The 25,771-nt window shown below is 53.4% G+C and carries 26 protein-coding genes and 1 tRNA gene; 19 read left to right on the forward strand and 8 right to left on the reverse strand.

Translation table 11 applies throughout. From position 1 onward, the window contains the following. The 7 genes from tkt to ACTIKR_RS06905 form a co-directional block, all read right to left on the reverse strand. Positions 1 to 1,957, reverse strand: a 1,957-nt coding sequence (gene tkt / locus ACTIKR_RS06875) for a transketolase (protein ID WP_442327438.1), incomplete at its 3' end; no start/stop codon positions are given. Between the two features lie 10 nt (positions 1,958 to 1,967). Next, positions 1,968 to 2,849 (reverse strand): phosphoribulokinase, encoded by an 882-nt coding sequence (locus ACTIKR_RS06880; protein WP_193088587.1) that lies wholly within the window; start codon positions 2,847 to 2,849, stop codon positions 1,968 to 1,970. A 103-nt stretch (positions 2,850 to 2,952) separates the two neighbouring features. After that, positions 2,953 to 4,035 (reverse strand): class 1 fructose-bisphosphatase, encoded by a 1,083-nt coding sequence (locus ACTIKR_RS06885; RefSeq protein WP_193088586.1) that lies wholly within the window; start codon positions 4,033 to 4,035, stop codon positions 2,953 to 2,955. A gap of 55 nt (positions 4,036 to 4,090) precedes the next feature. After that, positions 4,091 to 4,855: an HAD-IA family hydrolase gene (locus tag ACTIKR_RS06890; protein ID WP_442327439.1), complete on the reverse strand. Its 765-nt coding sequence runs from the start codon at positions 4,853 to 4,855 to the stop codon at positions 4,091 to 4,093. A 1-nt stretch (position 4,856) separates the two neighbouring features. Further along, on the reverse strand, positions 4,857 to 5,825 hold the full coding sequence (cbbX, locus tag ACTIKR_RS06895) for a CbbX protein (protein WP_442327440.1): 969 nt from the start codon (positions 5,823 to 5,825) through the stop codon (positions 4,857 to 4,859). A 66-nt stretch (positions 5,826 to 5,891) separates the two neighbouring features. Then, positions 5,892 to 6,311: a ribulose bisphosphate carboxylase small subunit gene (locus tag ACTIKR_RS06900; protein ID WP_193088583.1), complete on the reverse strand. Its 420-nt coding sequence runs from the start codon at positions 6,309 to 6,311 to the stop codon at positions 5,892 to 5,894. A 66-nt stretch (positions 6,312 to 6,377) separates the two neighbouring features. Beyond that, the gene (locus ACTIKR_RS06905; RefSeq protein ID WP_193088582.1) at positions 6,378 to 7,841 is read right to left on the reverse strand and encodes a form I ribulose bisphosphate carboxylase large subunit; all 1,464 of its coding nucleotides are present in this window, start codon (positions 7,839 to 7,841) and stop codon (positions 6,378 to 6,380) included. Between the two features lie 139 nt (positions 7,842 to 7,980). On the opposite strand from ACTIKR_RS06905, the gene ACTIKR_RS06910 reads away from it, so the two are divergent. The 17 genes from ACTIKR_RS06910 (at position 7,981) to ACTIKR_RS06990 (ending at position 23,627) form a co-directional block, all read left to right on the forward strand. After that, a complete protein-coding gene (locus ACTIKR_RS06910; protein ID WP_193088581.1) occupies positions 7,981 to 8,892 on the forward strand; it encodes a LysR family transcriptional regulator in 912 nt (303 codons plus the stop codon). Positions 8,893 to 9,210: 318 nt separating this feature from the next. Next, positions 9,211 to 11,124: a methanol/ethanol family PQQ-dependent dehydrogenase gene (locus ACTIKR_RS06915; protein ID WP_128394669.1), complete on the forward strand. Its 1,914-nt coding sequence runs from the start codon at positions 9,211 to 9,213 to the stop codon at positions 11,122 to 11,124. 99 nt (positions 11,125 to 11,223) lie between these two features. Further along, positions 11,224 to 12,108 carry a methanol oxidation system protein MoxJ gene (moxJ, locus tag ACTIKR_RS06920; protein WP_442327441.1) on the forward strand — a complete coding sequence of 295 codons (885 nt, stop codon included), beginning with the start codon at positions 11,224 to 11,226 and terminating at the stop codon, positions 12,106 to 12,108. 58 nt (positions 12,109 to 12,166) lie between these two features. Continuing rightward, positions 12,167 to 12,688 (forward strand): cytochrome c(L), periplasmic, encoded by a 522-nt coding sequence (gene moxG, locus ACTIKR_RS06925; protein WP_128394668.1) that lies wholly within the window; start codon positions 12,167 to 12,169, stop codon positions 12,686 to 12,688. A gap of 110 nt (positions 12,689 to 12,798) precedes the next feature. Next, positions 12,799 to 13,104, forward strand: coding sequence for a methanol dehydrogenase [cytochrome c] subunit (locus tag ACTIKR_RS06930; protein ID WP_128394667.1), 306 nt, complete (start codon positions 12,799 to 12,801; stop codon positions 13,102 to 13,104). Between the two features lie 131 nt (positions 13,105 to 13,235). Then, on the forward strand, positions 13,236 to 14,270 hold the full coding sequence (locus tag ACTIKR_RS06935) for an AAA family ATPase (RefSeq protein ID WP_193088580.1): 1,035 nt from the start codon (positions 13,236 to 13,238) through the stop codon (positions 14,268 to 14,270). After that, positions 14,267 to 15,136, forward strand: a complete 870-nt coding sequence (locus ACTIKR_RS06940; RefSeq protein ID WP_193088579.1) for a DUF58 domain-containing protein — start codon at positions 14,267 to 14,269, stop codon at positions 15,134 to 15,136. The genes ACTIKR_RS06935 and ACTIKR_RS06940 overlap by 4 nt, the downstream gene beginning before the upstream one ends. 8 nt (positions 15,137 to 15,144) lie before the next feature. Beyond that, entirely contained in the window at positions 15,145 to 16,068 is a 924-nt protein-coding gene (locus tag ACTIKR_RS06945) for a hypothetical protein (RefSeq protein ID WP_442327442.1), read from the forward strand. Further along, the gene (locus ACTIKR_RS06950; protein ID WP_442327443.1) at positions 16,065 to 17,093 is read left to right on the forward strand and encodes a vWA domain-containing protein; all 1,029 of its coding nucleotides are present in this window, start codon (positions 16,065 to 16,067) and stop codon (positions 17,091 to 17,093) included. The genes ACTIKR_RS06945 and ACTIKR_RS06950 overlap by 4 nt, the downstream gene beginning before the upstream one ends. Further along, positions 17,086 to 17,733 carry a hypothetical protein gene (locus tag ACTIKR_RS06955; RefSeq protein WP_193088576.1) on the forward strand — a complete coding sequence of 216 codons (648 nt, stop codon included), beginning with the start codon at positions 17,086 to 17,088 and terminating at the stop codon, positions 17,731 to 17,733. Before ACTIKR_RS06950 ends, ACTIKR_RS06955 begins: the two co-directional genes overlap by 8 nt. Continuing rightward, the gene (locus ACTIKR_RS06960; RefSeq protein ID WP_193088575.1) at positions 17,733 to 18,839 is read left to right on the forward strand and encodes a vWA domain-containing protein; all 1,107 of its coding nucleotides are present in this window, start codon (positions 17,733 to 17,735) and stop codon (positions 18,837 to 18,839) included. Before ACTIKR_RS06955 ends, ACTIKR_RS06960 begins: the two co-directional genes overlap by 1 nt. Beyond that, on the forward strand, positions 18,836 to 19,363 hold the full coding sequence (locus ACTIKR_RS06965; protein WP_226816854.1) for an SRPBCC family protein: 528 nt from the start codon (positions 18,836 to 18,838) through the stop codon (positions 19,361 to 19,363). The genes ACTIKR_RS06960 and ACTIKR_RS06965 overlap by 4 nt, the downstream gene beginning before the upstream one ends. Position 19,364: 1 nt before the next feature. Then, entirely contained in the window at positions 19,365 to 20,348 is a 984-nt protein-coding gene (locus ACTIKR_RS06970; RefSeq protein WP_193088574.1) for a YncE family protein, read from the forward strand. Positions 20,349 to 20,367: 19 nt separating this feature from the next. Next, a complete protein-coding gene (locus ACTIKR_RS06975) occupies positions 20,368 to 20,997 on the forward strand; it encodes an amino acid kinase family protein (protein WP_193088573.1) in 630 nt (209 codons plus the stop codon). A gap of 369 nt (positions 20,998 to 21,366) precedes the next feature. After that, complete coding sequence (locus tag ACTIKR_RS06980) at positions 21,367 to 21,687, forward strand: DUF485 domain-containing protein (protein ID WP_442327444.1); 321 nt, start codon at positions 21,367 to 21,369, stop codon at positions 21,685 to 21,687. Further along, complete coding sequence (locus ACTIKR_RS06985) at positions 21,680 to 23,398, forward strand: cation acetate symporter (protein WP_442327445.1); 1,719 nt, start codon at positions 21,680 to 21,682, stop codon at positions 23,396 to 23,398. The genes ACTIKR_RS06980 and ACTIKR_RS06985 overlap by 8 nt, the downstream gene beginning before the upstream one ends. Positions 23,399 to 23,551: 153 nt before the next feature. Next, positions 23,552 to 23,627 (forward strand) — tRNA-Asn (locus ACTIKR_RS06990). Between the two features lie 328 nt (positions 23,628 to 23,955). On the opposite strand, the gene ACTIKR_RS06995 is transcribed toward ACTIKR_RS06990, so the two are convergent. Next, positions 23,956 to 24,081 (reverse strand): YHYH domain-containing protein, encoded by a 126-nt coding sequence (locus tag ACTIKR_RS06995; protein WP_193088570.1) that lies wholly within the window; start codon positions 24,079 to 24,081, stop codon positions 23,956 to 23,958. An 839-nt stretch (positions 24,082 to 24,920) separates the two neighbouring features. Between ACTIKR_RS06995 and ACTIKR_RS07000 the strand changes: the two genes are divergently transcribed. Further along, the gene (locus ACTIKR_RS07000) at positions 24,921 to 25,319 is read left to right on the forward strand and encodes a hypothetical protein (protein ID WP_442327446.1); all 399 of its coding nucleotides are present in this window, start codon (positions 24,921 to 24,923) and stop codon (positions 25,317 to 25,319) included. Positions 25,320 to 25,376: 57 nt separating this feature from the next. Continuing rightward, positions 25,377 to 25,766, forward strand: a complete 390-nt coding sequence (locus tag ACTIKR_RS07005) for a cupin domain-containing protein (RefSeq protein ID WP_442327447.1) — start codon at positions 25,377 to 25,379, stop codon at positions 25,764 to 25,766. Positions 25,767 to 25,771: the final 5 nt, after the last annotated feature.

Raw genomic sequence — 25,771 nt, forward strand, 5'->3', positions numbered from 1 at the left:
CATATAGCTGGCCCGCCGGTGCGGATTCCCCAAAGGTGTCGATGCCAATGGCGGTGCCGTTATTGACCACACTGCGCCAAAACCAGCTGGAACCGGCTTCAATACTGACGCGTGGCATATCCGGAGGAAGGATCTGATCGCGCCAGGCTTGCGACTGGGCAATGAACAGCTCCACGCATGGCATGGAAACGACGCGCACTTCAATACCGTCGTCACGCAAGAGCGCTGCTGCTTTGATCGCGATGTCCACCTCTGACCCGGTGGCAATGAGGACCGCTTGCGCATGGTCGGCGTTCTGCAGAATATAGCCGCCGCGCGCGATCTGCTCGCGTTGCGTCTTCTCGCGGGTAAACGGCGTCAGGTTCTGGCGTGACAGCATCAGGCAAGTCGGACCATCTTGCCGCTCCAGTGCTTGCTGCCACGCGATTGCCGTTTCCTCCCCGTCGCAGGGGCGCCATACGCGGTTGTTGGGAATGATGCGCAGCGCGCTCAGGTGTTCCACCGGTTGATGGGTGGGACCGTCTTCGCCCAGCCCGATGGAGTCGTGGGTAAATACATGAATCACGCGCTGCTTCATGAGTGCGGCCATGCGAATCGCATTGCGCGAATAATCCGAGAATGTCAGGAAGGTGCCACCATAGGGAATGAATCCACCATGCAGGGCAAGTCCGTTCATGACCGCGGCCATGCCGAATTCGCGTACGCCATAGCTTAAATAATTACCCTGACCGTGATGATTGACCCATACCGACGATTTAACATTGGTCAGATTCGAGCCGCTGAGGTCCGCCGAACCACCGAACAGGCCCGGCAGCTCAGGCGTGATGGCTTCGAGCACGATCTGTGACGCCTTGCGGGTGGCAATTTTGCCATGCAGCGCCTCGCTGGCGTCCAGCAGGTCTTCCAGCGCCAGCAGTGCTTCATCGGGAATGTCGCCAGCCAGTCGCCGGGCCAGTTCCCTGGCGTCCTCCGGATACCGCGCCTGCCACCGGTCAAACTGCTGTTGCCAGAGCGACTGCCGGGCTGCGCCTTGCTCGATGGCGTTCCAGTCATCCAAAACATCCTGTGGCAGTTCGAATTCTGCATAAGGCCAGTTTCGTGCCGCCCGCATCGCCGCGATTTCATCGGTGCCCAGCGGAGCGCCATGTACCGCATGGCTGCCTGCCTTGGTTGGCGCACCATGGCCGATATGCGTGCGGCAGCAGATCAGGGTTGGGCGCGCTTGCGCGGCAGGTTGCGATTTGGCCTGAAAGATGGCTGCGTCAATCGCTGCTGCGTCATGTCCGTCGACATTGGCAATGACATTCCAGTTGTATGCCGCAAAACGGGCGGCAGTATCGTCGCCGAACCAGCCCGCCACATCGCCATCAATGGAAATTCCGTTGTCATCGTAGAAGCAGATCAGCTTGCCCAGCCCAAGCGTGCCGGCCAGGGAGCATGCTTCGTGGCTGATGCCTTCCATCAGGCAGCCGTCGCCGACAAAGACGTAGGTGTAATGGTCCACAATCATATGGCCGGGGTGATTGTAGCGACGGGCCAGCAGTTTTTCGGCAAGCGCCATGCCCACGGCGTTAGCCAGGCCCTGGCCCAGCGGGCCGGTGGTCGTCTCTACACCGGGCGTCAGACCTACTTCAGGGTGGCCAGGGGTGCGCGAATGCAACTGACGGAACTGTCGAATTTCGTTGAGCGGCAAATCGTATCCAGTCAGGTGCAGCAAGGCGTACAGCAGCATGGACCCATGACCGTTGGATAGCACGAACCGGTCGCGATTAAACCAACCAGGATCAGCAGGATTATGGGACAAATGGCGTCGCCACAGCACCTGGGCGATGTCGGCCATGCCCATGGGCGCGCCCGGATGCCCTGATTGCGCCTGCTCGACGGCATCGGCGGCCAGAAAACGCAGTGCATCCGCATGGCGGGTTTCTTCAATGGTTATTTTTTCGGCAAGATTCATCATGGTCTCCTCAGGCCTGCGCGGCGCGTTTCTTGCGCTCCATCATGCGCCAGATAAAAGGGGTAAAGATCAGTTGCATGGCCAGCTCCATCTTGCCGCCAGGTACGACAATGGTGTTGGCCCGCGACATGAACGAGTCGTGGACCATATTGAGCAGATACTGGAAATCGATACCCTTGGGATTGGCAAAGCGAATGACCACGAAGCTCTCGTCTGGCGCCGGTATGTCTCTTGCAATAAATGGATTGGACGTATCGACGCAAGGCACGCGCTGGAAGTTGACATGGGTCAACGAGAACTGCGGGCAAATATGATTCACATAGTCGGGCATGCGGCGCAAGATTGTGTCAGTGACCGCTTCGGCCGAATAGCCTCTGGTAGATTTGTCGCGCCACAATTTCTGGATCCATTCGAGATTGATCACCGGCACCACGCCCACCAGCAAATCGGGATACTGCGCAATATTGATCTTGTCGTGCACGACCGCGCCGTGCAGACCCTCATAAAACAGCAGGTCGGTATCGGGCGGAATATCTTCCCATTCGGTGAACGTGCCGGGCTCCTGTTTGTAGGGTGCGGCTTCGCGCGCGTCATGCAGGTACTTGCGCCGTTTGCCTGAGCCGCTTTCGCTGTATGTGCGAAACAGTGTTTCGAGTTCGGCAAACAAATTGGTATCCGGTCCGAAATGGCTGAAATTTGCATTGCCGTTTTTTTCGGCGGCAGCCTGCCGTTCTTTCATTTGCGCACGGTTGTAGCGATGAAAGCTGTCGCCTTCAATGGAAGCGGCAGTCACCCCTTCGCGACGGAAAATATTTTCGAAGGTTCGGGTCACCGATGTGGTTCCTGCCCCTGAAGAACCGGTAATTGAAATAATCGGGTGGCGTTCTGACATGATTCTGGCCCTTTGATAAATGAAAGATAGCGTTATAGCCGGCATGGCGCAAAGGCGTTCGGCTGCGGCAATGCCGGCCGCTGGCGCCTGTGCGCATGGCGGTTCATAGCATGTTCGACGATTCGGTGAACAGGCTGCGTTCGTGGAAAAGTGGATTGGGCGAGTCGACCCTTCGCGGATGCTTGTGATACTGTTCGATCCGCTCGACTTCGTTTTTTGAGCCGAAGATAAAACCAATTCTCTGGTGAATGTCGGTGGGAACAACCTGCATGACCGGTTCATGTCCGGTACTGGCGCGCCCGCCCGCCTGCTCCATAATAAAGCCGATCGGGTTGGCTTCATATAACAGGCGCAGTCTGCCGTTGCGGGCCGGCAATTTATTGTCCCGTGGATACAGAAAGACGCCGCCGCGCATCAGGATCCGGTGCGCTTCGGCAACCAGCGACGCGATCCAGCGCATGTTGAAATCCTTGCCACGTTCGCCTGTTTTACCGGCAATGCACTCATCAACATAGCGGCGCACCGGTTCATCCCAGAAGCGACTGTTGGAGGTGTTGATGGCAAACTCATTGGTGTCCTCGGGGATCTTCAGGTTGGGGTGAGTCAGCATGAATTCGCCAACCAGCGGACAAAGCGTGAAAGCATGTACACCGTTGCCTACCGACAGCACAAGCATCGTCGACGGGCCGTAGATGGCATAACCGGCAGCTACCTGTTTGACGCCGGGTTGCAGATAGTCCTTGACCGTGGTCGTACGCCGTGAGTCCGGGGCACGCAGCACCGAGAAGATGCTGCCGACAGCGACATTCACGTCAATATTGGATGAACCGTCAAGCGGATCGAACAGCAGCAGATACCGTCCGCGGCTATACGGCTTGGGAATACTGTACGGTTCATCCAGTTCTTCGGACACCATGCCGGCCAGTTGTCCTCCCCACTGATTTCCTTCGATGAACAGATCATTGCTCAGAATATCCAGCTTTTTCTGGTCTTCGCCCTGGACATTGGTAGAGTCGGCGCTGCCGTTGACGCCCGCCAGGGCGCCGCAGGCGATGGCATGTGAAATTCTGCGACAGACCAGCGCGATATTGAGTATCACGCTATTGAAGTCTCCGCCGGCCTCGGGAAAGCGTCGCCGCTCGTCGATCAGAAACTGGGTCAGGGTAGGTCGTTGCGGTGTTTGCATGAATGTCTCCTCAATTTGAATCATTTCCAGGCACGCTTTGGCCTTGATCCTCTCTTTAGCCGGCCTTGAGCAGGGGATCTGCATGTAGGCATTTGAGCGTGAACAGATCCACCATGGTCTGGTGGATACCGTTGCCAGGCGGAACCGGCAGATCAGGATCGCCCAGATGCGGCAGCACCAGCATGGCGCCGGTGAAATCCTGGCCAGCGGTGTAATGGGTGGGCGTGATGATGGTTGAAATACCGGCTCGGGCTGCCGCAAGCAATCCGTTTTCCGAATCTTCCAAAGCGATACAGTTTGATGCTTCCACGTCCAGTTCGGCCAGTGCCTGCAGATATACGTCGGGTTCAGGTTTTTTCTTGCCAGGCGTGCTCGCATCGCAAATCGTAGCGAAAAACTTCCTCAAGTCCGAACCCAGGCAGTGATGCAGCAGGGCCTGTACGTTGGCTGAGGTGGTGGTGGTGGCAATGGCTAGCGGTATGCCCGCGCAATAGGCGTCGATAATCAGCCGGTGAATGCCTGGACGCAAGGTGACCTGGCCATTGTCAACCAGACGCGCATATTCCTCGGTCTTGATTGCATGGACTTCCCGTATCTTTCTGGCGGCTTGCAGCGTGCTTGCGCCTTCAGGATCAACGGAAAGCCAGTAGTGCGCCATGCGCTCCTTGCCGCCGCTGATAGTCAGCAATTGTGTGTACAGGTCTTCGTCCCAGTACCAATCGAGTCCGGCCAGGATAAAAGCGGTATTGAATGCGCGCAGATGTACGGTTTCAGTATCGGCCAGTGTGCCATCCACATCAAAGATCAGTGCCTTGAGCATGTTATGTCTCCCTGCTGTCTTCGGGCTGGTCATGCCGGATGCTGGCGCCCGGGCCGGCAGGCGGCGCATCAGAAAAGACGCGGCTGGCACGAATGTCCTGAGCGCCAATCGTTTGCAGGGCGACGTCGCTGACGTTGTCGGGATCGCGCATCAGTCTGGACGCGTGACGCAGGCGGGCGCGTTCCAGCGCATTACGCACGCTGCGGGCATTGGCAAAATATGGCTGCTGCATGCGCTTGACGATGTATTGGGAAAACGCCAGCTGCGCCGGTTCATCAAAACGATATTGCATGCCCTCAAGCATGATGTCTGCGATTTTTTCCAGTTCTTCGGGTGCGTAGTCGGGAAAATCGATATGATGGGCAACGCGCGAGGACATGCCCGGGTTGGAAGAGAAAAAACGATCCATCCTGTCCTTGTAGCCGGCAAAAATGACCACGAGATCGTCACGATTGTTTTCCATGACCTGAAGCAGGATTTCAATGGATTCCTGGCCATAATCACGTTCGTTTTCGGGGCGGTAAAGGTAATAGGCCTCATCAATGAACAGTACGCCGCCCATGGCCTTTTTCAGTACTTCCTTGGTTTTCGGCGCCGTATGCCCGATGTATTGTCCGACCAGATCGTCCCGTGTAACCGCCACAAGATGGCCGCGACGCAGGTAGCCCAGTTGATGCAGAATTTGCGCCATACGCATTGCTACCGTGGTTTTACCCGTACCGGGATTGCCGGTGAAACTCATATGCAAGCTGGGTGCGCCGGTACGCAGTCCGCGCTCGGCGCGCAGCTTGTCAACCAGAAGCAACGCAGCAATATCCTGGATGCGTTGCTTGACCGGCGCCAAACCCACCAGTTCGCGATCGAGCTGCTGCAAGGTGGCGGCAATCGCCTGACGATCTTCTGACGCCGTGCTGTTGCGCGCTGCCTGCACTTTTTCCGGTGTCGCAGCGTTCATTGTGGTTTGCGCCATGCTCTTCTCCTTTAGCGTGGGTGTAATGCCGGGGAAATACGGGCCCCGGCAGGCCGGATCAAGGCATCAGTAGCGGCTGCCTTCTGCGGCGGCAGCCACTGCGTAGCTCTCAATTGTGTAGCGCATGCGCCGTCCATCGATCTCCTGGCGAACCAGGCGAAAGCCCGGTTCATGGGCGGGACGGTTGACGATGAATGACATGACCACGGACTCCACGGTATGAGTGGAATCGAACGCCGTGGCCCGGATATAGTGATTCGGGAAGGTATTGCGAGCCTGCTCGATCTCCTGCAATATGCCGGCGGCATCGCGCAGGTCGAACATGGGATTGCCAAACATCTCCCAGAAGGTGTTGCGTGGATGCGGATCATCGGTATATTCGATGCCGACCGCCCAGCCGTTATCCAGGCAATATTGCAACTGTTTGGTGATCTGTTCGTTGGTCAGATCCGGAAGAAACGAGAAGGTGCCTTGTGTAATTCGCATGATGTTCTCTCTTGTCGTGAAGTGCTGTAGTCTTGGCCTGCGTGTTTGCCTATTGCATCTGTTATTTCAGGCAACAGACGGCACGGGGGTGTAGTCGGACGTGTCAGTGGACTGATAGTTGAAGGTCACTTCACCCCAGGTATCCAGGGCGGCACGCAATGGGCCGCAGTGCTTTGCAGCATCCTTGAGAATTTGCGGACCTTCTTCTGCAATATTGCGCCCCTCGTTGCGTGCCAGCACCATCGATTCTAGTGCGACACGATTGGCCACTGCGCCGGCCTGAATCCCATCGGGGTGGCCAATGGTGCCGCCGCCAAACTGCAGGATTGCGTCATCACCGAACAGATCCAGAAGTTGGTGCATTTGCCCGGCGTGAATGCCGCCGGAGGCCACCGGCAATACCTTGCGCAACGCCACCCAGTCCTGATCGAAGAAAATGCCGCGCGGCAGATCGGTTTGCGTATAGGCATCGCGACAGACGTTGTAGTAGCCCTGCACGGTCATCGGGTCGCCTTCCAGTTTGCCGACCGCTGTTCCTGCATGAAGGTGATCCACGCCGGCCAGGCGCAGCCACTTGGCAATGACCCGGAAAGATACGCCGTGGTTTTTCTGTCTGGTATAGGTGCCGTGGCCGGCGCGATGCATATGCAAAATCATGTCGTTCTGACGACACCAGTGTGAGATGGACTGGATTGCGGTCCAGCCGACCACCAGATCGACCATCACAATGACCGAACCCAGCTCTTTGGCGAACTCGGCACGGCGGTACATCTCTTCCATGGTGCCGGCGGTAATGTTCAGGTAACTGCCCTTGACTTCGCCGGTCGCGGCCGATGCCTTGTTGACTGCATCCATCACAAACAGAAAGCGGTCGCGCCAATGCATAAAGGGTTGCGAGTTGATGTTTTCATCATCCTTCATGAAATCCAGACCACCCTTGAGCCCTTCGTATACCACGCGACCATAGTTGCGTCCGGACAGGCCCAGCTTGGGTTTGGTGGTGGCGCCCAGCAACGGGCGGCCGAATTTATCCAGGCGTTCGCGCTCCACAATAATGCCTGTTGGCGGGCCGGCGAAGGTTTTCACATAGGCGGCGGGAAAGCGCATATCTTCCAGTCGGGCCGCCTTCAGCGGCTTGAAGCTGAACACGTTGCCGATGATGGACGCCGTCACGTTTGTAATAGAGCCTTCTTCAAACAGAGAAAGGTCGTAGGCGATATAGCAGAAATATTGCTCCTCGTTGTTGGGCACCGGATCGACCCTGTATGCTTTGGCACGGTACTTGTCGCAAGCAGTCAGCCTGTCGGTCCAGACCACGGTCCAGGTTGCTGTTGATGATTCTCCGGCAACGGCGGCAGCCGCTTCTATGGGGTCAACGCCGTCCTGCGGTGTGATGCGAAACACCGCGAGTATATCCGTGTCCGTAGGTTCGTAGTCGCCATCCCAATACCCCATTTGTGCATATTTGAGTACACCGGCTGCATAACGTTTTTTCTGATCCCTGATCTGGACGTTGCTGATATCGTTCATTGTCTATCTCCTGAGTGCCTTGCATGATCAAGCCGGCAGGATGCTGCGTCTGACCGGTTGAACAAACTATACAAATGGTCATGCTTGAGGTCTAATAATAAATATCGAAGAAAACATAAGCACAGGCTTATACATCACTATGCGACGTTACACACTGAGACAGCTGGATACCTTTCTGGAAGTGGCCCGTGCCGAGTCTGTATCCAAGGCTGCAGAGAAGCTGCATGTGACGCAACCGGCAGTCTCGACGCAGCTGCGACAACTGGAAGACGCCTTGGGCATCGCGCTGGTGGAAGCCAATGGCAGGCAGATCCGCCTGACCGCCGCCGGGCGCGAGGTTGAGCAATACGCGATTGCGGCAACGTCGCAGCTCAGTCAGCTTGACGATGTGGTTGAAGGATTGAAAGGGTTGCAGCGCGGGCGCATCAATCTGGGCATCGTGGGCACTGCAAAATATTTTGTCCCCATGCTGTTGGTGCATTTTCGCAAGCGTTTCCCCGGCATCGAAATCGCGCTGCAGATTCAGAATCGTGATCAGATTTTCAATATGCTTGAGCGCAATGAACTGGATCTGGCCATAACCGGCAGGGTGCCCGAAAGGCTCGATTGTCTGTCCGAGGCCTTTGCCACCAATCCCCTCGGTTTTGTAAGCGCGCCGGAGCATCCGCTGTCACGCCGTCGCCAGGCGCCGCTGTCTATTTTCAATGATATCGATTTCGTGGTGAGAGAAGCCGGCTCGGGAACACGGGCGACCATGGAGAGCATTTTTGCCCAGAACAACATCAGCCCGCGTATTGTGATGGAGATGCCCAGCAATGAATCCATCAAGCAGGCGGTGATGGCGGGCATGGGGCTGACCTTTCTGTCATTGCGTACGGTACGGCATGAGCTTGCCGCAGGGCACCTGGCTTTGCTGGATATCCAGGGTACGCCTATTTTGCGGCAGTGGCGCGTTGCGCATCTGCGTACCAAAAAGCTGGCGCCCGCTGCCCTGGGCCTGAAGGCATTTTTGATCAGCGATGGCGCCGCCCTGATCAACGTCTGGGCGTGAGCGCGTAACGGAACACATTGTCACGCATGCGTCACATCAGTTGGCGGTTGTGGGCAAGCTGTTTCAATTTCGGCAGGCTCTGTAACCGCTAAATATCTTCACACCCTGGCTTTATCTGCATTATATGTGTTCGCTAACGAAAACTTTGCGGATATTCGTTGTTGTTCTAAGGGTTTACCTGTAAAAAAACGGACTGGTATGGATATTGCTTAAGAAGCCGGGCGAGGAGTCTAAACGCACTGTCAGGGGTGTTATCACCTGGAGACACTTTAGTGATAACGAAACTATACTTCGAAGCAAAAAGGACGGAGACAATATATGAAGCGAATACTGCTTTCTATTACGCTCGCAATGGGGGTCGCACTCCCCTTTGCGCATGCCAACGACAAACTTATAGAGCTTTCAAAAAGCGATGAAAACTGGGTATTGCCCGGAAAAACCTATAGTGCGACAAACTATAGTCCGATGAAGCAGATTAACGTTGACAACGTTAAGACGTTGAAGCCTGCCTGGAGTTTTTCGACTGGAGTACTGAACGGCCATGAAGGCACGCCGTTGGTAGTGAATAATGTGATGTACATTCACACGCCATTTCCCAATACGACTTATGCGGTCGATCTCAAAGAGCCCGGCAAAATTTTGTGGAAACACGTGCCAAAGCAAAGTGCCGCAGCGCGCTCTGTCGCATGTTGTGACGTGGTTAACCGCGGTTTGGGTTACTGGCCTGGCGACGGTAAAACGCCGGCGCTGATTTTAAAGACACTGCTTGACGGGCACGTTGTTGCGCTAAATGCAGAAACTGGAGAAGAGTATTGGAAAGTCGAGAACTCTGATTATAAAGTGGGTTCCACGCTGACCATTGCGCCTTATGTGGTCAAGGACATTGTTCTGATCGGTTCGTCTGGCGCAGAGCTGGGTGTGCGTGGTTACGTAACAGCCTACGACGTGAAGACCGGTGAGCAAAAATGGCGCGCTTATGCGACGGGCCCGGATGAGGATATTATCCTTGCCGACAACTTCAACGAAAAAACGCCGCAGTATGGACAGAAAGGTCTGGGTACAGAAACTTGGGAAGGTGATGCCTGGAAGATAGGCGGAGGTACGAACTGGGGTTGGTATGCCTATGATCCAGATACCAACATGGTGTATTTCGGTACCGGTAACCCGGCGCCATGGAATGAAACCATGCGTCCTGGTGACAACAAATGGACAATGGCAATCTGGGGAAGGGATGTTGACACAGGTCAGGCTAAATTTGCCTACCAGAAAACACCCCATGATGAATGGGATTACGCTGGTGTGAACGTCATGATGCTCAGCGAGCAGAAAGACAAAAATGGCAAAATGCGCAAGCTGCTGACCCACCCAGATCGAAACGGCATTATTTACACGCTGGATCGCGAGACAGGTGAACTGGTATCGGCCGATAAGATGGACGATACGGTGAACTGGGTCAAGAAGGTGGATCTGGAGACAGGGATTCCATTGCGTGATCCCGAGTTCGGCACCAGGATGGACCATAAGGGTCGCGATATCTGCCCATCCGCCATGGGTTACCACAACCAGGGGCATGATTCCTATGATCCGAAGAAGGAACGCTTCTACATGGGCATCAACCATATTTGTATGGATTGGGAACCGTTCATGCTGCCTTATCGCGCTGGCCAGTTCTTCGTGGGTGCAACCCTGAGTATGTATCCTGGTCCTAAAGGCGATCGCCAAAATTATACAGGTCTGGGTCAAGTCAAGTCTTACGATGCCATCACCGGCAAGTTTGACTGGGAAGTCATGGAACGCTTTGCAGTGTGGGGCGGTACGATGGCAACGGCAGGCGATCTGGTGTTCTATGGTACGCTTGACGGCTATATGAAAGCGCGTGACAGTCGTGATGGCAAACTGGTCTGGAAATATCGACTGCCTTCTGGCGTGATTGGTCATCCAATGACATATATGCATGACGGTGTTCAGTATGTTGCTATTTTCTACGGCGTAGGCGGCTGGCCTGGTGTGGGTCTGGTGTTTGATCTTGATGATCCGACAGCAGGTCTGGGTTCCGTGGGCGCGTTCAAAAACATCCAGCACTATACCGCGATGGGCGGTGGCGTAATGGTGTTCTCGCTTGACGGCAAGGGTGCATATGACGATCCGAACCATGGCGAATATGCTGCGAATACTTCAGCCAAACCTGCGGCATCGGATAGTAAAGATGCCGGCAAGGCCAAGGCACAGTAAGTAGTAAAGTAGGCAGAACCCGCCATTTCTTTGGAAATGGCGGGGGAAACAAAAAAACGTAGATTAATCGACTATAAGGTCGAGATATTGGAGACAAATATGCTGAAAGTGACGCGTAAGAAGTGGACCGGTTTGTGTATATCGGCTCCGGCTATGCTTGTAGCGGTACTGTTCGCAGGAACCAGTAGTGCGCAGCAGGTGGCCGGAGAAATTCCCGCGTCTCCGGATACGTTGCGCATATGTGCGTCAGCAAATGAAAATCCGTATACCAGCAAGGATGGATCTGGTTTTGAAAACAAGGTAGCCCAGATCATTGCCAAGGCAATGGATCGCAAGGCGGTATTCGTCTATACAGAAAAACCGGCCATATATCTTGTGCGGGATTTTCTGGATAAGAACCAATGCGACGTTGTGATGGGCCTGGACACCGGCGACGAACGTGTACTCACGTCCAAACCATACTACCGTACTGGATATGTTTTTGTCACACGTACGGATAGAAATATTCATATCAAGGATTGGGAAGACGGGCAGCTGGAAAAACTTGTCAGTATTGCCATATCCGTAGGTTCGCCTGCAGAGTTAATTCTCAAGGCTATTGGCAAGTACGAGACCAATATGAACTACATGTATTCGTTGATAAACTTCAAGTCGCCGCGGAATCAATATGTTCGGCTTGATCCATCACGGATGGTCAATGAAGTGATTCAGGGCAAGGCTGACGCGGCCATTGCATATGGCGCCGAAGTAGGGCGTTACGTCAAAGCCTCCAGCGTTCCGCTGACGATGGAATTTGTACCAGAAGATCGTGTGGCTGACGGACAAGGCAAGACAATCGAATTCAATTATTCACAGTCTATGGCTGTGCGAAAAAGTGACGGCGAGATATTGAAGCAGATCGATGCCGCGATTGCAAAGGAGCAATCGCAAATTACTAAGGTGCTGGAAGATGAGGGTATCCCCTTGCTCCCAATAGAATCATAGTTTTTCGGCCGACCGCGTTCAGATACACATCATTAAAATCCTAGGAGATGACCTCAGTATGATGAAGCAAGCATTGATCAAGCGTCTTTTATGTTGTGCAGCAATTGCCACGGTTTGCGTTGCGCCGGTTGTTGCCCAGCAGATGCCATTTATTAATATTGTTACCGGTGAGCCGCTGGACTTGAAATCGGGAAAGGAAGAGGGACGTGATACTCCTGCAGTCAAGCAATTTATGCAGACTGGACAGAATCCTTATAACGAAGATAAGCAGGCCCTGGCCAAAGGCAAGGATATTTACAATACATCCTGTTCTGGTTGCCATGGACACCTTGCAGAGGGGAAAATTGGCCCGGCGTTAAATCATGGTAACTGGCATTACGAGCTAGACGAAGATAAAGCCATGTTTGAAGTGATTTTCGGCGGTGCCACCCGTCAAATGGGTCCACAGAACGAGTTTTTGACACAGGACGAAATACTTCACACGATGGCTTGGGTAAGGCATTTGTATACGGGTAAAGGCGAAGATGCCACTTGGCTGACTGAAGAGCAAAGAAAGAACTTCAAGCCGTACAAAGAATAGTCCGCCAATCGGCGGATGGCAGATCTTGCGTTGAAGACGCGGGAAATTGGAACCTGTAATAATCGGTAGCTGGTGCCGACAGACAGGTGAACACAAAAGAGGAGAAACTGATGAGACAGTCTATAATACGTTCCGCGCTTGTATTGACCGGAGCTGCAATGATGGCTCTAGGCTCGGCAAGTGTTTTTGCATACGATGGTACAAAATGCAAGGCGCCTGGCAATTGCTGGGAGCCGAAACCAGGATATCCGGATCAGGTGAAGGGATCAAAATATGACCCTAAGCATGATCCCAAGGAAGTGGCCAAGCAGCAGGAAAGCATCCAGGGTATGGAGCAGCGAAACAAACTTCGGGTGGAAAACTTCAAGAAAACCGGGAAGTTCGAATACGACGTTAAAAAGATTCCCGCGTCATAACAGTACATGGAACAGACGTGCGTATCCTGGGCCGTCTTCACGGTTCAGGATCGTTCGCGATGAACAACAAGAAATTGAGTTTCACCGTCTCTTAGTATTGACGTGATATGGCCTTTCGGGAGAAGAGTTTCATGGTTCAGGGCACTGCCGATGACAGCATTGATCTGGTTCAATGGCGCCAGCGCGCGCTGTTGTTCGAGCAGGAGGTAGCCAAGGCCGCGATTGGTCAGGTCCGGACCATCCGTTTAATCACGATTGCTATTTTTGCCAGAGGCCATGTGTTGCTGGAAGGGGATGTTGGCGTTGGAAAAACCCTGATGCTGCGGGCCGTTGCGCGTGCTATAGGGGGCGCTTACAGCCGGGTTGAAGGCACCATTGACCTGATGCCCTCAGATCTCATCTATCATACCTACTTAAATGAAGAAGGGCGGCCCAGGGTTGAACCCGGTCCTTTGCTGTCCCATGGCGAGAACATATCCGTCTTTTTCTTCAACGAGATTAATCGGGCCAGACCACAGGTCCACTCGCTTTTACTTCGCCTGATGGCAGAAAAAGCCGTGAACGCCTTCAATAAAGATATTCAGCTTCCCAATGTACAGGTTTTCGCAGATCGCAATCAGATTGAGAAGGAAGAGACCTTTGAGCTGCCGGCGGCGGCGCGTGACCGGTTTTTTATGGAAGTGCCCGTCGAGGCGCCTCAAGATAGACAATTGCGGCGCGAGCTGATTTTCAATCCCCGATATCACGACGTCGATGCGCTTATCGAGGAAGTTTCCGAAGGCGTGCTGGATCATGCCATGCTCAATACGGTTGCGGTGCGGATCCAGCAACACGTACACGCCAGTGATGCACTGCAGGAATATGTGGTGACGTTGTGGGAGGCGATCCGCTATCCGGAACGATCAGATATTGAAATCGCGGGCATAGACAGTGCCAGACTCATCAAGGGTGGGGCCAGCCCCAGGGGGATGGCGGTGCTGGTTCGAGCTGCAAAAGTGAGGGCCTGGCTTGAGGGACGCGATATTGTTTTGCCTGAGGACATACGCGAAGTCTTTTACGAAACTGTCGGACACCGTATTTTTCTGAACCCGATCTATGAGGCAAGACGCGATATTATAGTGCCGGAGCTTTGTCGGCAGATTTTTTCGACAGTGGCGGTTCCATGACTGCGTCAGTCAGCCTGCCATCGGACACGGCGGCGATCGACTATTCGTTGCGATGGCGCGTTCAAAGCGTTTATCCGGGCAGTCATCGAGGGTCGGGCGGTGCGGCTTCGGGGATGTTTCGCGGCTTGATACCATTTGAACGCGCACCGGATATCCGACGGCTGGATTTGCGGCGAAGTATGCGGGACCCGTTTGAACAGTGGTACGTCAGAGAGTACCAGCCGCGTGTTTCGGTCACAGTGTACGCGCTGGTGGATGTTTCTTCATCGATGGCCTGGCGTGATGGGGCATCGAGCAAGTTGGCTATGGCGGCAGAATTTTGCGATATTCTCGCACGTTCGGCGCATCGAAATGGCGATAGTTTTGGCCTCTATGCCTGTGGCAACGATGTTCATGAAGAAAGCAGCCTGCTATCTACGCGCAATCGTGCCGGCGCCAGCGCTATCATCGATCGCTTATCCAGAGTACCGCCGACGGACGATAGTGCGGCGGGCCTGACGAGGGCTGCAGAGTATTTAACGGGGGCACGCAAGCTGGTGTTTCTTATTTCGGATTTTTTGTTTCCTTACAATCAAATCGAAGAGGCACTGGCAACACTGGCGTTTCATGATGTCATCCCGGTTGTCCTGGAAGATAACTCGGTTTCCATGCTGCCCGAGTGGGGGTTCACTGATTTGGCTGATCTGGAATCGGGCCAGCGACGCTTTGTTATTCTTCGACCTTCGCTGAAGCGACGCTGGCTTGATCAGGCAGAAAAACGGCGCGCGCGCCTCAATGGCATCTTCAGACAATATGTAAACCGCCCGTTCGAGATAACCCACGGGCTGGATATTGAGGCGTTGAACACATATCTGCTTGAGCGATAGGAGGCATAATGAGAGGACGGATATGGCCTTTTCTGCTTTTTATTGCCGCTTTGTATTTTGCTGCTTCATTCGGTTCCTTGCACGCCAAAGTGACCCAGGTGCAGGTGGTTCCACCCAAACCCGCCGGATGGATACTGGGGGATGTGGTACCTGTTACGATCTATATTGACAGTATTGGCGGGACGCTACAGCAGTCTTCGCTACCCGAGCCAGGTCCGTTGAATTACTGGCTTGATCTGCGTTCAATAGACGTTGCCCAAAGCAAGTCGGGAGAAGGCACGCGTTACACGCTGACACTGAATTATCAGACGTTTTATGTTCCGCTGGATGTGAATCAGCGGGAAATTCCAGCATTGGATGTACTGTTTAGCGAGAGTTCGCAGTCGGAGTCGGTACAAATTGCCCCCCTGGTATTTTACATGTCGCCCTTGCGCGGAGTCGCCCAATCGGGCACATCTGTTTCAGAGCAAATTCAGCCTGATGCGCCGGCATGGCAGATTGGCGAGAAGCGGCTAAGGGCCGTTGCCACGGGCCTGGGTCTGCTCGCCCTGGGATTGCTGCTTGCACTTGCGGTTCATTATGCCATATGGCCTTTTCACCGTCGTCGGGCCAGACCATTTGCAAAAGCGTATCGTGCAATCAAAAAGCAGGCGCGTGCATCGGACTCTGAATCATACCGACATAGTCTGATTCAACTGCATCGTGCATTAGACACGTGTAATGAAGGACGCCTGCTATCGAGCGACGTCCCCGACTTCGTCCGGCAACACCCCGGACTGAAGCCGCTGCAGAACGAGATTGAACTTTTCTTTGCCGCGTCGGCTCGCACCTTCTTCGGCAATGACCAGCCAGTGGCCTTGACTGAGCTGACACGGTCCGGGCTGCTCCGAATTGCCAAACAATTGGCCACGGCAGAAAGGGGGGGCTTATGACATTTCTGTGGAGTACCCTGGCGGTCGATTTGCCGTATCTTCTCCTGCTGGCCCCACTGGCGCTGCTGCCATTTTTTCTTCGTCCCCGGCAAGTGTCAGATTGGCCCTGGCTTGGGACCGCCCAAGCTGACCGATTTTCCGACACCGTTGATATCGTGCTACGGGTTTTGGGCTGTCTGGCTTTACTTGCACTGGTTCTTTGCATGGCAGGCGTCCATTTGAAAGGAGGAACTATCCAGAAACTTGGGTCTGGCGCACATATGGTATTGCTGATTGATCGCAGTTCCAGCATGAACAGCAGTTTCGCGGGGCGGATGCCAACGGGACAAGAAGAATCCAAGGCGGCGGCGGCAAAAAGATTGCTCAAAGGCTTTGCCGGCGAGCGCGAACAGGATCGCATTGGCATGGTGGCGTTTTCCACCATGCCGCTCTATGTATTGCCGCTTACCGACAAACCTGAGGCGGTGGATGCTGCCATTAATGCCATCGACCGCCCAGGCTTGTCCTATACCGACATTGGTCGCGGTCTTGCCATGGCGCTGTCCGAGTTTGACAATGATAATGATCCGCTTGCTTCCAGAGTGATTTTTCTGGTGTCTGACGGAGCGGCGGTGATTGATATGCGGGTTCAGAACGCTTTGAAAAAAGCGCTGGCAACCCGTCCGGTAAGCTTATATTGGCTGTTTCTGCGGACAGCGGGTGCAGCAGGTATTTGGGATGCCCCCTCCGACCCTGACAAAGACACCCCACAGGCGATGCCGGAACGCCATCTTGATATCTTTTTCAAGTCTCTCGGTATTAACTATCGGGCCTTTGAAGCGGAAAATGCCAATGATGTGGCGGCCGCGCTGGGTGAAATCGACAAGCTAGAGAAAGCGCCACTGCGATATACCGAACACATTCCGCGCACGGATCTGTCCGGCTATCTGTCAGGTCTTGTTGCCCTGATTCTGATGGTCCTGTTGATGGTGCATTGCGCGCAACGAGTCGTTGGCGCTGGCGCGACAAGGAGCGCAAATGGTTGATACTTCACGCTCTGGCAAGGAGCGCAAGCGCGCTTCATCACATCCGAAATATTTCGGCGAGCTGTATACCTGGGTTTTATGGCTCGGGCTGACGGCAGCGATTGCCGGTATGATTACTGCACTGGTTTTTTTACATAGAACACAGGCAGAGAATGCCGTCATTGGCCAGTTGGAAAATCGCAATGATATTGCCGTTTCGGAGCAGGCTGCGCCCGAGGTGTCCTTTGCCCGCTTGCGGTTTTTGACTGCAATCGGTCGCCTGGATGACGCATTGCCGTGGGTTGAGCTGCTTGCAGGGCGCGCTGTGCATGCAGACGGATCTGCGGCATCTCCCAAGGATCGTCTCATCGCCGCGCAGGCGCTGTACAACATGGGGAATGCACGGCTGCGTTTTGCCATTGCACTGCTTGGCAGCAGCAAAACAGAAGAGGCGCCATCGTCGGTTCGACTGGCCAAAGAGTACTATATAAGGGCATTAAGACTGGATCCGTCTTTCTGGAACGCCCGATATAATCTGGACATTGCTTCGCGGCTCGTGCGCGACCTGCCCGAGGGACAAATTTCGGATGAAGAGGAGTCGCCGGAAACGCCCAAGCGTCTCTGGACCGACTTACCCGGCTTGCCAAAGGGGCTGCCATAATGCCGGCATCTGTCTTCGACTATCGGTTCTGGCTGTTGGCTGCCGTGTTTTGTCTGGCAATTGCAGGCTGCTTCAGGCCTCAAATGAATGCCGAGCAGGACAGGCCGGAGCTGCTCTTCGTGATCGATATTACCGGCAGCATGAACGTACGTGATTACGGCGTCGAGGGCAATTTGCACAGCAGGCTTGATGAAGTTCGACTCAAATTGAAGCAAACGCTGGCTCGCCTGCCTTGCGGCAGCCGCGCCGGCCTGGCTGTATTTTCCGAGAGACGCTCGTTTCTGCTGCTCGAACCGGTCGAGGTTTGTGAAAACTTTGCCCCCCTTTCTGCCACGCTGGATGAGCTGGACTGGCGAATGGCATGGGAAGGCGACAGTTACATCACCAAGGGGCTTGAGTCAGGGCTGGAAATTGCAGATAGCCTGGGAGTAAGTCTGGTTTTCCTAAGTGATGGGCACGAGGCGCCGCCATTACCTGCGGCCCAGTCCGAAATCGGACACATGATGCTGCAGGGCGAAGCCCAGGTCAGGGCCCAGACGCTGAATACACAGACGGCGGCGGCACGAGAAGGTGCTTCCGAAAAAATGGCCGGTCTGATTGTTGGCGTGGGAGGCAGGAACCCCTCGCCCATACCGAAATTTGACGAGACAGGGCATCAGACTGGATTTTTCGGCGCCGATGAGGTTGAGCAGGAAAATCGCAGTGGCCCGCCACCGGCAGATGCGTCTAGCCGTGAGGGCTGGCATGCGCGAAATGCACCTTTTGGCGCAAGCGCCGCAACGGGGAACGAGCACTTGTCCTCACTTAAAGAATCGCATTTAAGAACACTGGCAACGGCTCATGGCATGACCTATGCAACATTAGGGGGTTCCGGTGCGCTGACCGAGTCAATCATATCAAATGCCAAAAAACATAAAGTGTTGAGCCCGATTCAGTTGGCTCCCTACCTGGCGGGGTTGGCCTGGGTGCTGCTTATCGTCTTTTATTTATCCGCTTATCTTATTAACCGTACAGCAGGCGCCAGACGTCGGCTGCACCCGGCAGCGAATTTTTCACGGCGCCGGGGCAAACCCGTTTCGTTCACTTCCCTAAGGAGATTTCATTGATTAGATCAACAATCGTTACTGTGCTGTTTTTGGCAACGGCCCTGGCACCTGCTTATGCTCATGGTCCGACACCCAAAAAAGTCGAAGAAAGTATCAGTATTTCCGCTCCTGTGGAAAAAGTCTGGGAGACGGCGGGTGCGTTCGGAGAAATTTCAAAGTGGCATCCGGACGTGAGTAAAAGTTCCGCAGACAAGGGCAATGAGCCCGGATCCGTGCGTGAGCTGACGCTTGAGAAAGGTGTTATCAAGGAAAGCCTGGATGAATATGATGCAGCAGCGCATTCGTACAGCTATAGGATGGATGGCGAAAATCTTGAGGCGCTTCCTGTCAGCTCCTACTCAGCGACCATGACGGTGGAGGCTGACGGCGATGGCAGCAAAGTGTCCTGGATTGGCCGATTTTACCGAGGAGACACGAGCAATGAACCACCGGAGAATCTGAATGATGAATCGGCGATCGCCGCCATGACGGCAATCTACAAGGACGGCCTTGCCGGTTTGAAGAAGACTGTAGAGGGTAAATAGTATGGTTGCTGGCTATATAAACGTACTGGTGAGGTCCTTTGGCACGATTGCTGGACTGTCGATCTTCTGTCTTGCCAACGCATCGTCGGCGGACAGGGTCAAAGAGTATGTTTATTTGGCCAGCCAGGATGGAAATACTGTCAGTATCGTGGATGTCGACACCAACGAAGTTCAGGCGCGTGTCGAGGTGCCGGAAAAGCCGGTATTCATTGCCGTGTCCAGGGATGGTCGGCGCGGTTATGTGACGCATCCCGATAGCGCAAAGATCTCTGTGCTGAATCTGGCAGACAAGCGAGTAGAGGCAGTCTATGACTTTCCGGGAGAGCCTTTCGCGGTAGCGCTGTCTGCCGATGAACAATCTCTTTTTGTATCCGACTGGAAAGGAAATGCGCTTGTGCGGATCAGTACTTATGACGGCACGGAAACGGGGCGGATCGCTGTCGGACAAGCACCGGCAGGTTTGACGCTGGATGCGGCATGCGAGCGGATTTTTGTTGCAGATCGGGGCAGCGCAACAGTTTCAGTGGTTAATGCGAAAGCGTGGAAACCCATCACCAGTGTTGCTGTGGGCGCCTCTCCATTTGCATTGGTAGCGCATGAGGGGCAGATATATGTGGCCAACGTCAAGGATAACACCATAAGCCGTTTGGAGGCAGACTCACTGAAAGAGACATGGCGGGTCAAGATGGAGGCCATGCCATATGGCATGGCCGTTACCGACGATGGCAAGCAAGTATGGGCAACAGCACAGCAAAAGGGCGTGCTTCAGCGGATCAGTGCGGACGGCAGCGTCGATAAGAATTCGGTCAAAGTCGGACGCTACCCTGAGGGCGTAGCCATTGTTGGCGGCCGTGCTTATGTAGCCAGTTGGTTTGATGATTCGGTTGTGGTTGTGGACTTGAATCAAACACGAGTCATCAAGAAAATCGCAGTGGATGCAGGGCCACGGATTGTGGTAACGCGTTCGTCTTGCAAAAAAGAATAATCTGACGCTAGGGGGGAGTATGTGGGTTGTAAAGCTTGATGGTAATCTGGCGCACGATAGAACCTTGAACCTGTGGCTTGCGCAGCTTGGAGCTTTGGGAGGAGGCAGAGTCATTATCGTTCCCGGCCGATGGCGCGGTGTTGAATTCATTCGCGACATGAAAAAGCAGTGGGGATTTGACAGTCTGGTAACACACAATATGCTGGTGCTGGCAAGGGCACAATACGGCCTGATGCTCACGGGATTGTCACCACAGCTGACTCCAGTTGTTAATGCCAGTGCAATTCGCAATGTTCTGCAGCGTGGCGGCGTCGCAGTCTGGATGCCGTTATACCTGATGCGCGAACAGGCTGACGAAATGACTTCAGTTTATATGTCGTCTGATTGCATCGCAGCCTGGTTGGCGAATCACCTGAAGGCTGAACGGCTGGTTTTGATCAAAACTCAGCCATTTTTCCCTAATGCCGGGATGCCACAGCATATTCGGGACGGTGTATTGAATCCTCAATTTGAGCAATATGCCCGGCAAATAGCCTGCCCAATCAATATATTGCATAAAAGTGAACTGGGGCGTTTTCATGACATGCTGCTCAATGGCGATGCTGGCGACATGTCTACCGGGTTCCCTCGAAATATGAATCTGACATGAAATCCGTAAACGCTATTGGAACGTTATGCATTGAGGAACGCTGAAAACGTTGTCAGAAGTCTGCACTCTTGGCCATTCAGCTTGCCCTGGCGCTCATGCCTCTTGACCGGACAGGGTTCGTCCGGGATGGTGGAGCAAGGTTGTGCAAGATCCATTGACGGGCCCGTCCTGAGCCGATCGCGCCAATAACGGCAGCGCCAAACATATATTTGGACGATGTTTTAAACGGATTATGGACAAGTATTGCTAGGGTATATCACTAATTGCAGAAATAAAGGGCTACAGGTAAAACGGTCATGTTTGCTGCATAAATGATAAGCATTTGAGAGCTACGATCAAAATTTAACGGTACTTTCTGGGAGGAAAGATATGAGTGAGGATATCGTTCAGCGGGTGATGGCGAACCCGAAATACAAGGAAATGACGCGAATGCGCAGCACGTGTGGCTGGGTCTTTTCGGCCATTATTCTGGTTGCCTATTATGTTGGTTTTATCGGTATTATTGCCTTTGACAAACAGTTGTTCGCCCAGTCCATCAGCGGTGGCGCCATGACATGGGGTATTCCGGTAGGCTTTGGTTTGATGATTCTGATCATCGCACTTACCGGCGTCTATATTCTGATTGCGAACTCCAAATTTGACGAGATGGAACGCAGCTTGTTGAACGACGTAGGGGTAGCTCATGAATAAAGGCGTGTCGCGGTTTCTGATCGGTATTGCATTTACCGGTCTGTTTTTATCCCTTGCCTATGGTGCAGATGCCATCGGTGAAACCACCAAGCAACAGATCAATATAACGGCGATCATTATGTTCGTCGTTTTTGTTGGCCTGACGCTTTTTATCACCAAATGGGCCGCTGCCCGTACCAAATCGGCTTCGGACTTTTATACGGCAGGCGGCGGCATTACCGGCTTTCAGAATGGGCTGGCAATTGCGGGCGACTATATGTCTGCTGCGTCCTTTCTGGGGATTGCCGCACAGGTCATGGCCAGCGGCTATGACGGCCTGATCTACTCCATTGGTTTTCTGGTGGGCTGGCCCATCATTATGTTCCTGATGGCCGAGCGCTTGCGCAACCTGGGCAGGTTTACCTTTGCTGATGTTGCCAGTTACCGCTTCGCCCAGATGCCAGTACGTACTTTTGCCGCCTGCGGCACCATCGTGGTGGTGCTGTTTTATCTGATTGCCCAAATGGTAGGGGCCGGCCAGCTGATTAAACTGCTGTTCGGCCTGGATTACTGGATCGCGGTCGTGATCGTGGGTGTGCTGATGATGGTCTACGTACTGTTTGGCGGAATGACGGCCACAACCTGGGTGCAGATTATCAAGGCAGTCATGCTGCTTGCAGGCGCCTCGTTCATGGCCTTCATGGTAATGAAACTGAACAACTTCTCTTTTGAAGCGCTGTTTTCCAAGGCCATCGAGGTCAAGACAGCGGGGGCGCTGGCTGCCGGCAAAACAGCAGAGGAGGCGGCGGTAGCGGGTAAATCTATTATGGGGCCGGGTACGTTCATCAAGGATCCGATTTCTGCCATTTCCTTTGGTATGGCCCTGATGTTCGGTACTGCCGGTCTGCCGCATATTCTGATGCGTTTTTTCACCGTGCCCAATGCCAAGGAAGCGCGTAAATCGGTATTCTGGGCCACAACCTGGATTGGTTACTTCTATGTGCTGACCTTCATTATCGGTTTTGGGGCGATCATCTTCGTGTCCACCAATCCTGATTTTCTTGATGCCAAGGGGGGCCTCATAGGCGGCGCCAACATGGCTGCGGTGCATCTGGCCGATGCGGTTGGCGGACATATTTTCCTGGGCTTTATCTCGGCGGTGGCTTTTGCCACGATTCTGGCCGTGGTAGCCGGGCTGACCTTGTCGGGCGCCTCTGCTGTATCACACGATCTGTATGCTTCGGTGTTTCGCAAGGGCAATGTCGATTCGGCAACCGAGCTGCGTGTATCACGCATCACGACGTTCGTGCTGGGTGTGTTGGCCATTTTGCTGGGTATCCTGTTCGAGAAGCAGAATGTGGCCTTCATGGTGTCGTTAGCGTTTGCCATAGCGGCATCGGCCAACTTCCCGGTTCTTTTCCTGTCCATTATGTGGAAGAAAATGACCACACGTGGCGCGGTTATTGGCGGTTTCCTGGGGTTGATCTCCTCGGTGGCGCTTACGATCGTTTCACCCGATGTATGGGAAGTGACGTTGGGCAATCCTGCGGGCAGTGCGCTGTTCCCTTATAAATCACCAGCGCTGTTTTCCATGATCATTGCCTTCGCTGGCATCTGGTTCTTCTCTGTGACTGACAAGAGCAAGCGTGCCGCAGTCGATATTGCTGCATACGACGCCCAGCGCGTACGTGCAGAAACCGGTATCGGCAGCAGCAAGGCTTCGGCGCATTAAAGAGCGCGTTATCGCCGGCAAACACGCGACTTCGGTCGCGTGTTTTTTTATGGGAGTCGGCCAAATGCAACATTTTCGTAAAAAAGAAGAGAGGATGCAGGCAAGCGCTTGCATTGCTATCTGGTTTCTGGCTATAATCATTTTCTTAATTGATCCCCGATAGCTCAGTCGGTAGAGCGACGGACTGTTAATCCGCAGGTCACTGGTTCGAACCCAGTTCGGGGAGCCAAACAATTTTGTAGTAATATCAACGAATTAGCCACCTTAATAGGTGGCTTTTTTGTTGCCTGAAATAAATGTGGCTTATTCTGAGCGCAGACAAACCCAATATAGAAGCTGCAGAAAGGCTTCATATTTCACACAAATCCCAGTTACTCAATGAAAATAACGGATTTGGGATGGTTAGGGGAAAATTATTGGATGGTCAGCGGGGCGATCAATAACCGCTATTCAAAATGGTCTTTGGGGCCTGAGGTAGGCCGTCGGTTCAAAAACAGGTACGTGATTTTGTTGTCCATAGTCCTTTAGCGTAAAGGACTATGGTTTGTCATAACCAATTAGTGACAGTGCCGACTATTGTTTTTATTATCGTTGTGGCATCCATTTCGATCAGTACGACCACCATGGGCAAAAGATGTTGCGGTAAACATCAGCAAAAGCATCATTAATACGATTTTCTTCATTCCTATCTCCCTTATGTATGAGCGCTCAGCATAGCCATGAATGTTACGTTATGACATAAGTATTTTCACTTAGTAATAATATTGAGCCTTTGGTTTTTGATATTTCCAGACAAAAAAATAGGTGCGCAGCAGAACAACTATAAGCCATGGGCAACGGGTAATTCTAATTTTTTGCCTGGCAGTGCCGAGACGAGACGGCGCAATCAACAGTGCGGATTTGACAGCGTTAGAGATGCTTTGATATTGGCGCGATCATGTAATCACTGTGGCTGACGCAACGAAGCAATAACCTGCCCGTCGTTGTCAGTCGATCTTTGAGCGTCGCCGAAAGGAATTTTGGGAAGCTGCAGATAATTCAGGGTTGGGAACGGTAGTAGTATCAGTTGGGCATGATCCATGTGCATTGTCATAAGCGAACCTGTCCGCTCGATACCAGTCCCTATATCCTTTATTCGTTACATTCGACTTTAACCAGTGATCAAGCGCCGATCTTTCTTTTTTGATAGGTCTACACTGCGTTTACATCTACGAAATGGCATGCTCATACGTGTTCCTTATTCGAGTTGTTAACGAAGTAACACTGAACATGTAACATGTTCGACATGCAGACAGAACGAATACGGATAGAGCACCGCCAGCTTGTCAGCCATGAAAGTCAGAGGCATTTTGCAGGATACCGAAAAGCAGTTGCCACGGTCTGTCGGCCAATGCAAAAATCTGTGGGATAATCTGTTTATTAAACTGGGTATGAGCGGGTGCAAAATGCAGCACGATATGGCGCGATTGTCTGGCGGTGTATGTTAGTTGCGATCGTTCCGACCCCTGTTCAGGAGTGAATAATGAAGAGAATGCGATGGCTGTTGCTGGGATGCCTGATCAGTGCAGGGCTGCTGGCGTGCAGCGTCCCCAGTAAAACCGACCTGATGGGAAATGCCGATTATTTTGATCCAGTCTTTCTCAATAAAAGCCTGATCAAGGACAAGACCACGGTGGCCCAGGCCATCCAGGTTTTTGGCGAACCCGATCGCACAACCCGCAATTCCAATAACGAAACCTCGCTGATGTATGCGCGCAAGTCATCTGGCAGCATGGCCGGTAATATGGTTGGTGCCGTGCCGGTTGTTGGCCCCATGGTTGATTCGGCTGGCCGGCTGCTCAGCCCCGGCAAAGCCGATGTGGGTAAGCAGGTATTGGAAATTAAATTTGTCAATGATGTGTTTCAATCCTGGGAAATGTAAATCCCGGGCCGATAGGAGTCCGTATTGCGGACCCGTTCACTTTATGGAGTAAGTCGTATGAAAGGTTTTGTCGATGATATCGAAGAATTGACCGTGAACAATGATCTTTACCGCAAGGTGCTTTATACGGGGGAAAACCTGCAACTGGTCCTTATGACGCTGCAACCTGGTGAAGAAATCGGGGAAGAGGTTCATGAAGGCCATGATCAGTTCTTTCGCATCGAAGAAGGCAAGGGCAAGGTCGTGATTGACGGACAGACGCATGCCATCGAGGATGATGACGCGGTGATCGTTCCTGCCGGTGCCCGTCACAATGTGATCAATAGCGGCGATCAGCCCCTGCGTTTGTACACGATTTACGGGCCGCCCGAGCATCGTGATGGCGTGGTGCACGCCACCAAGCAGGATGAGCAGGAAGAGCATTTTGATGGCAAGACCACGGAGTAGGCCGG

The sequence above is a fragment of the Advenella sp. genome, assembly GCF_052108595.1.
Lineage (GTDB): Bacteria > Pseudomonadota > Gammaproteobacteria > Burkholderiales > Burkholderiaceae_B > Advenella.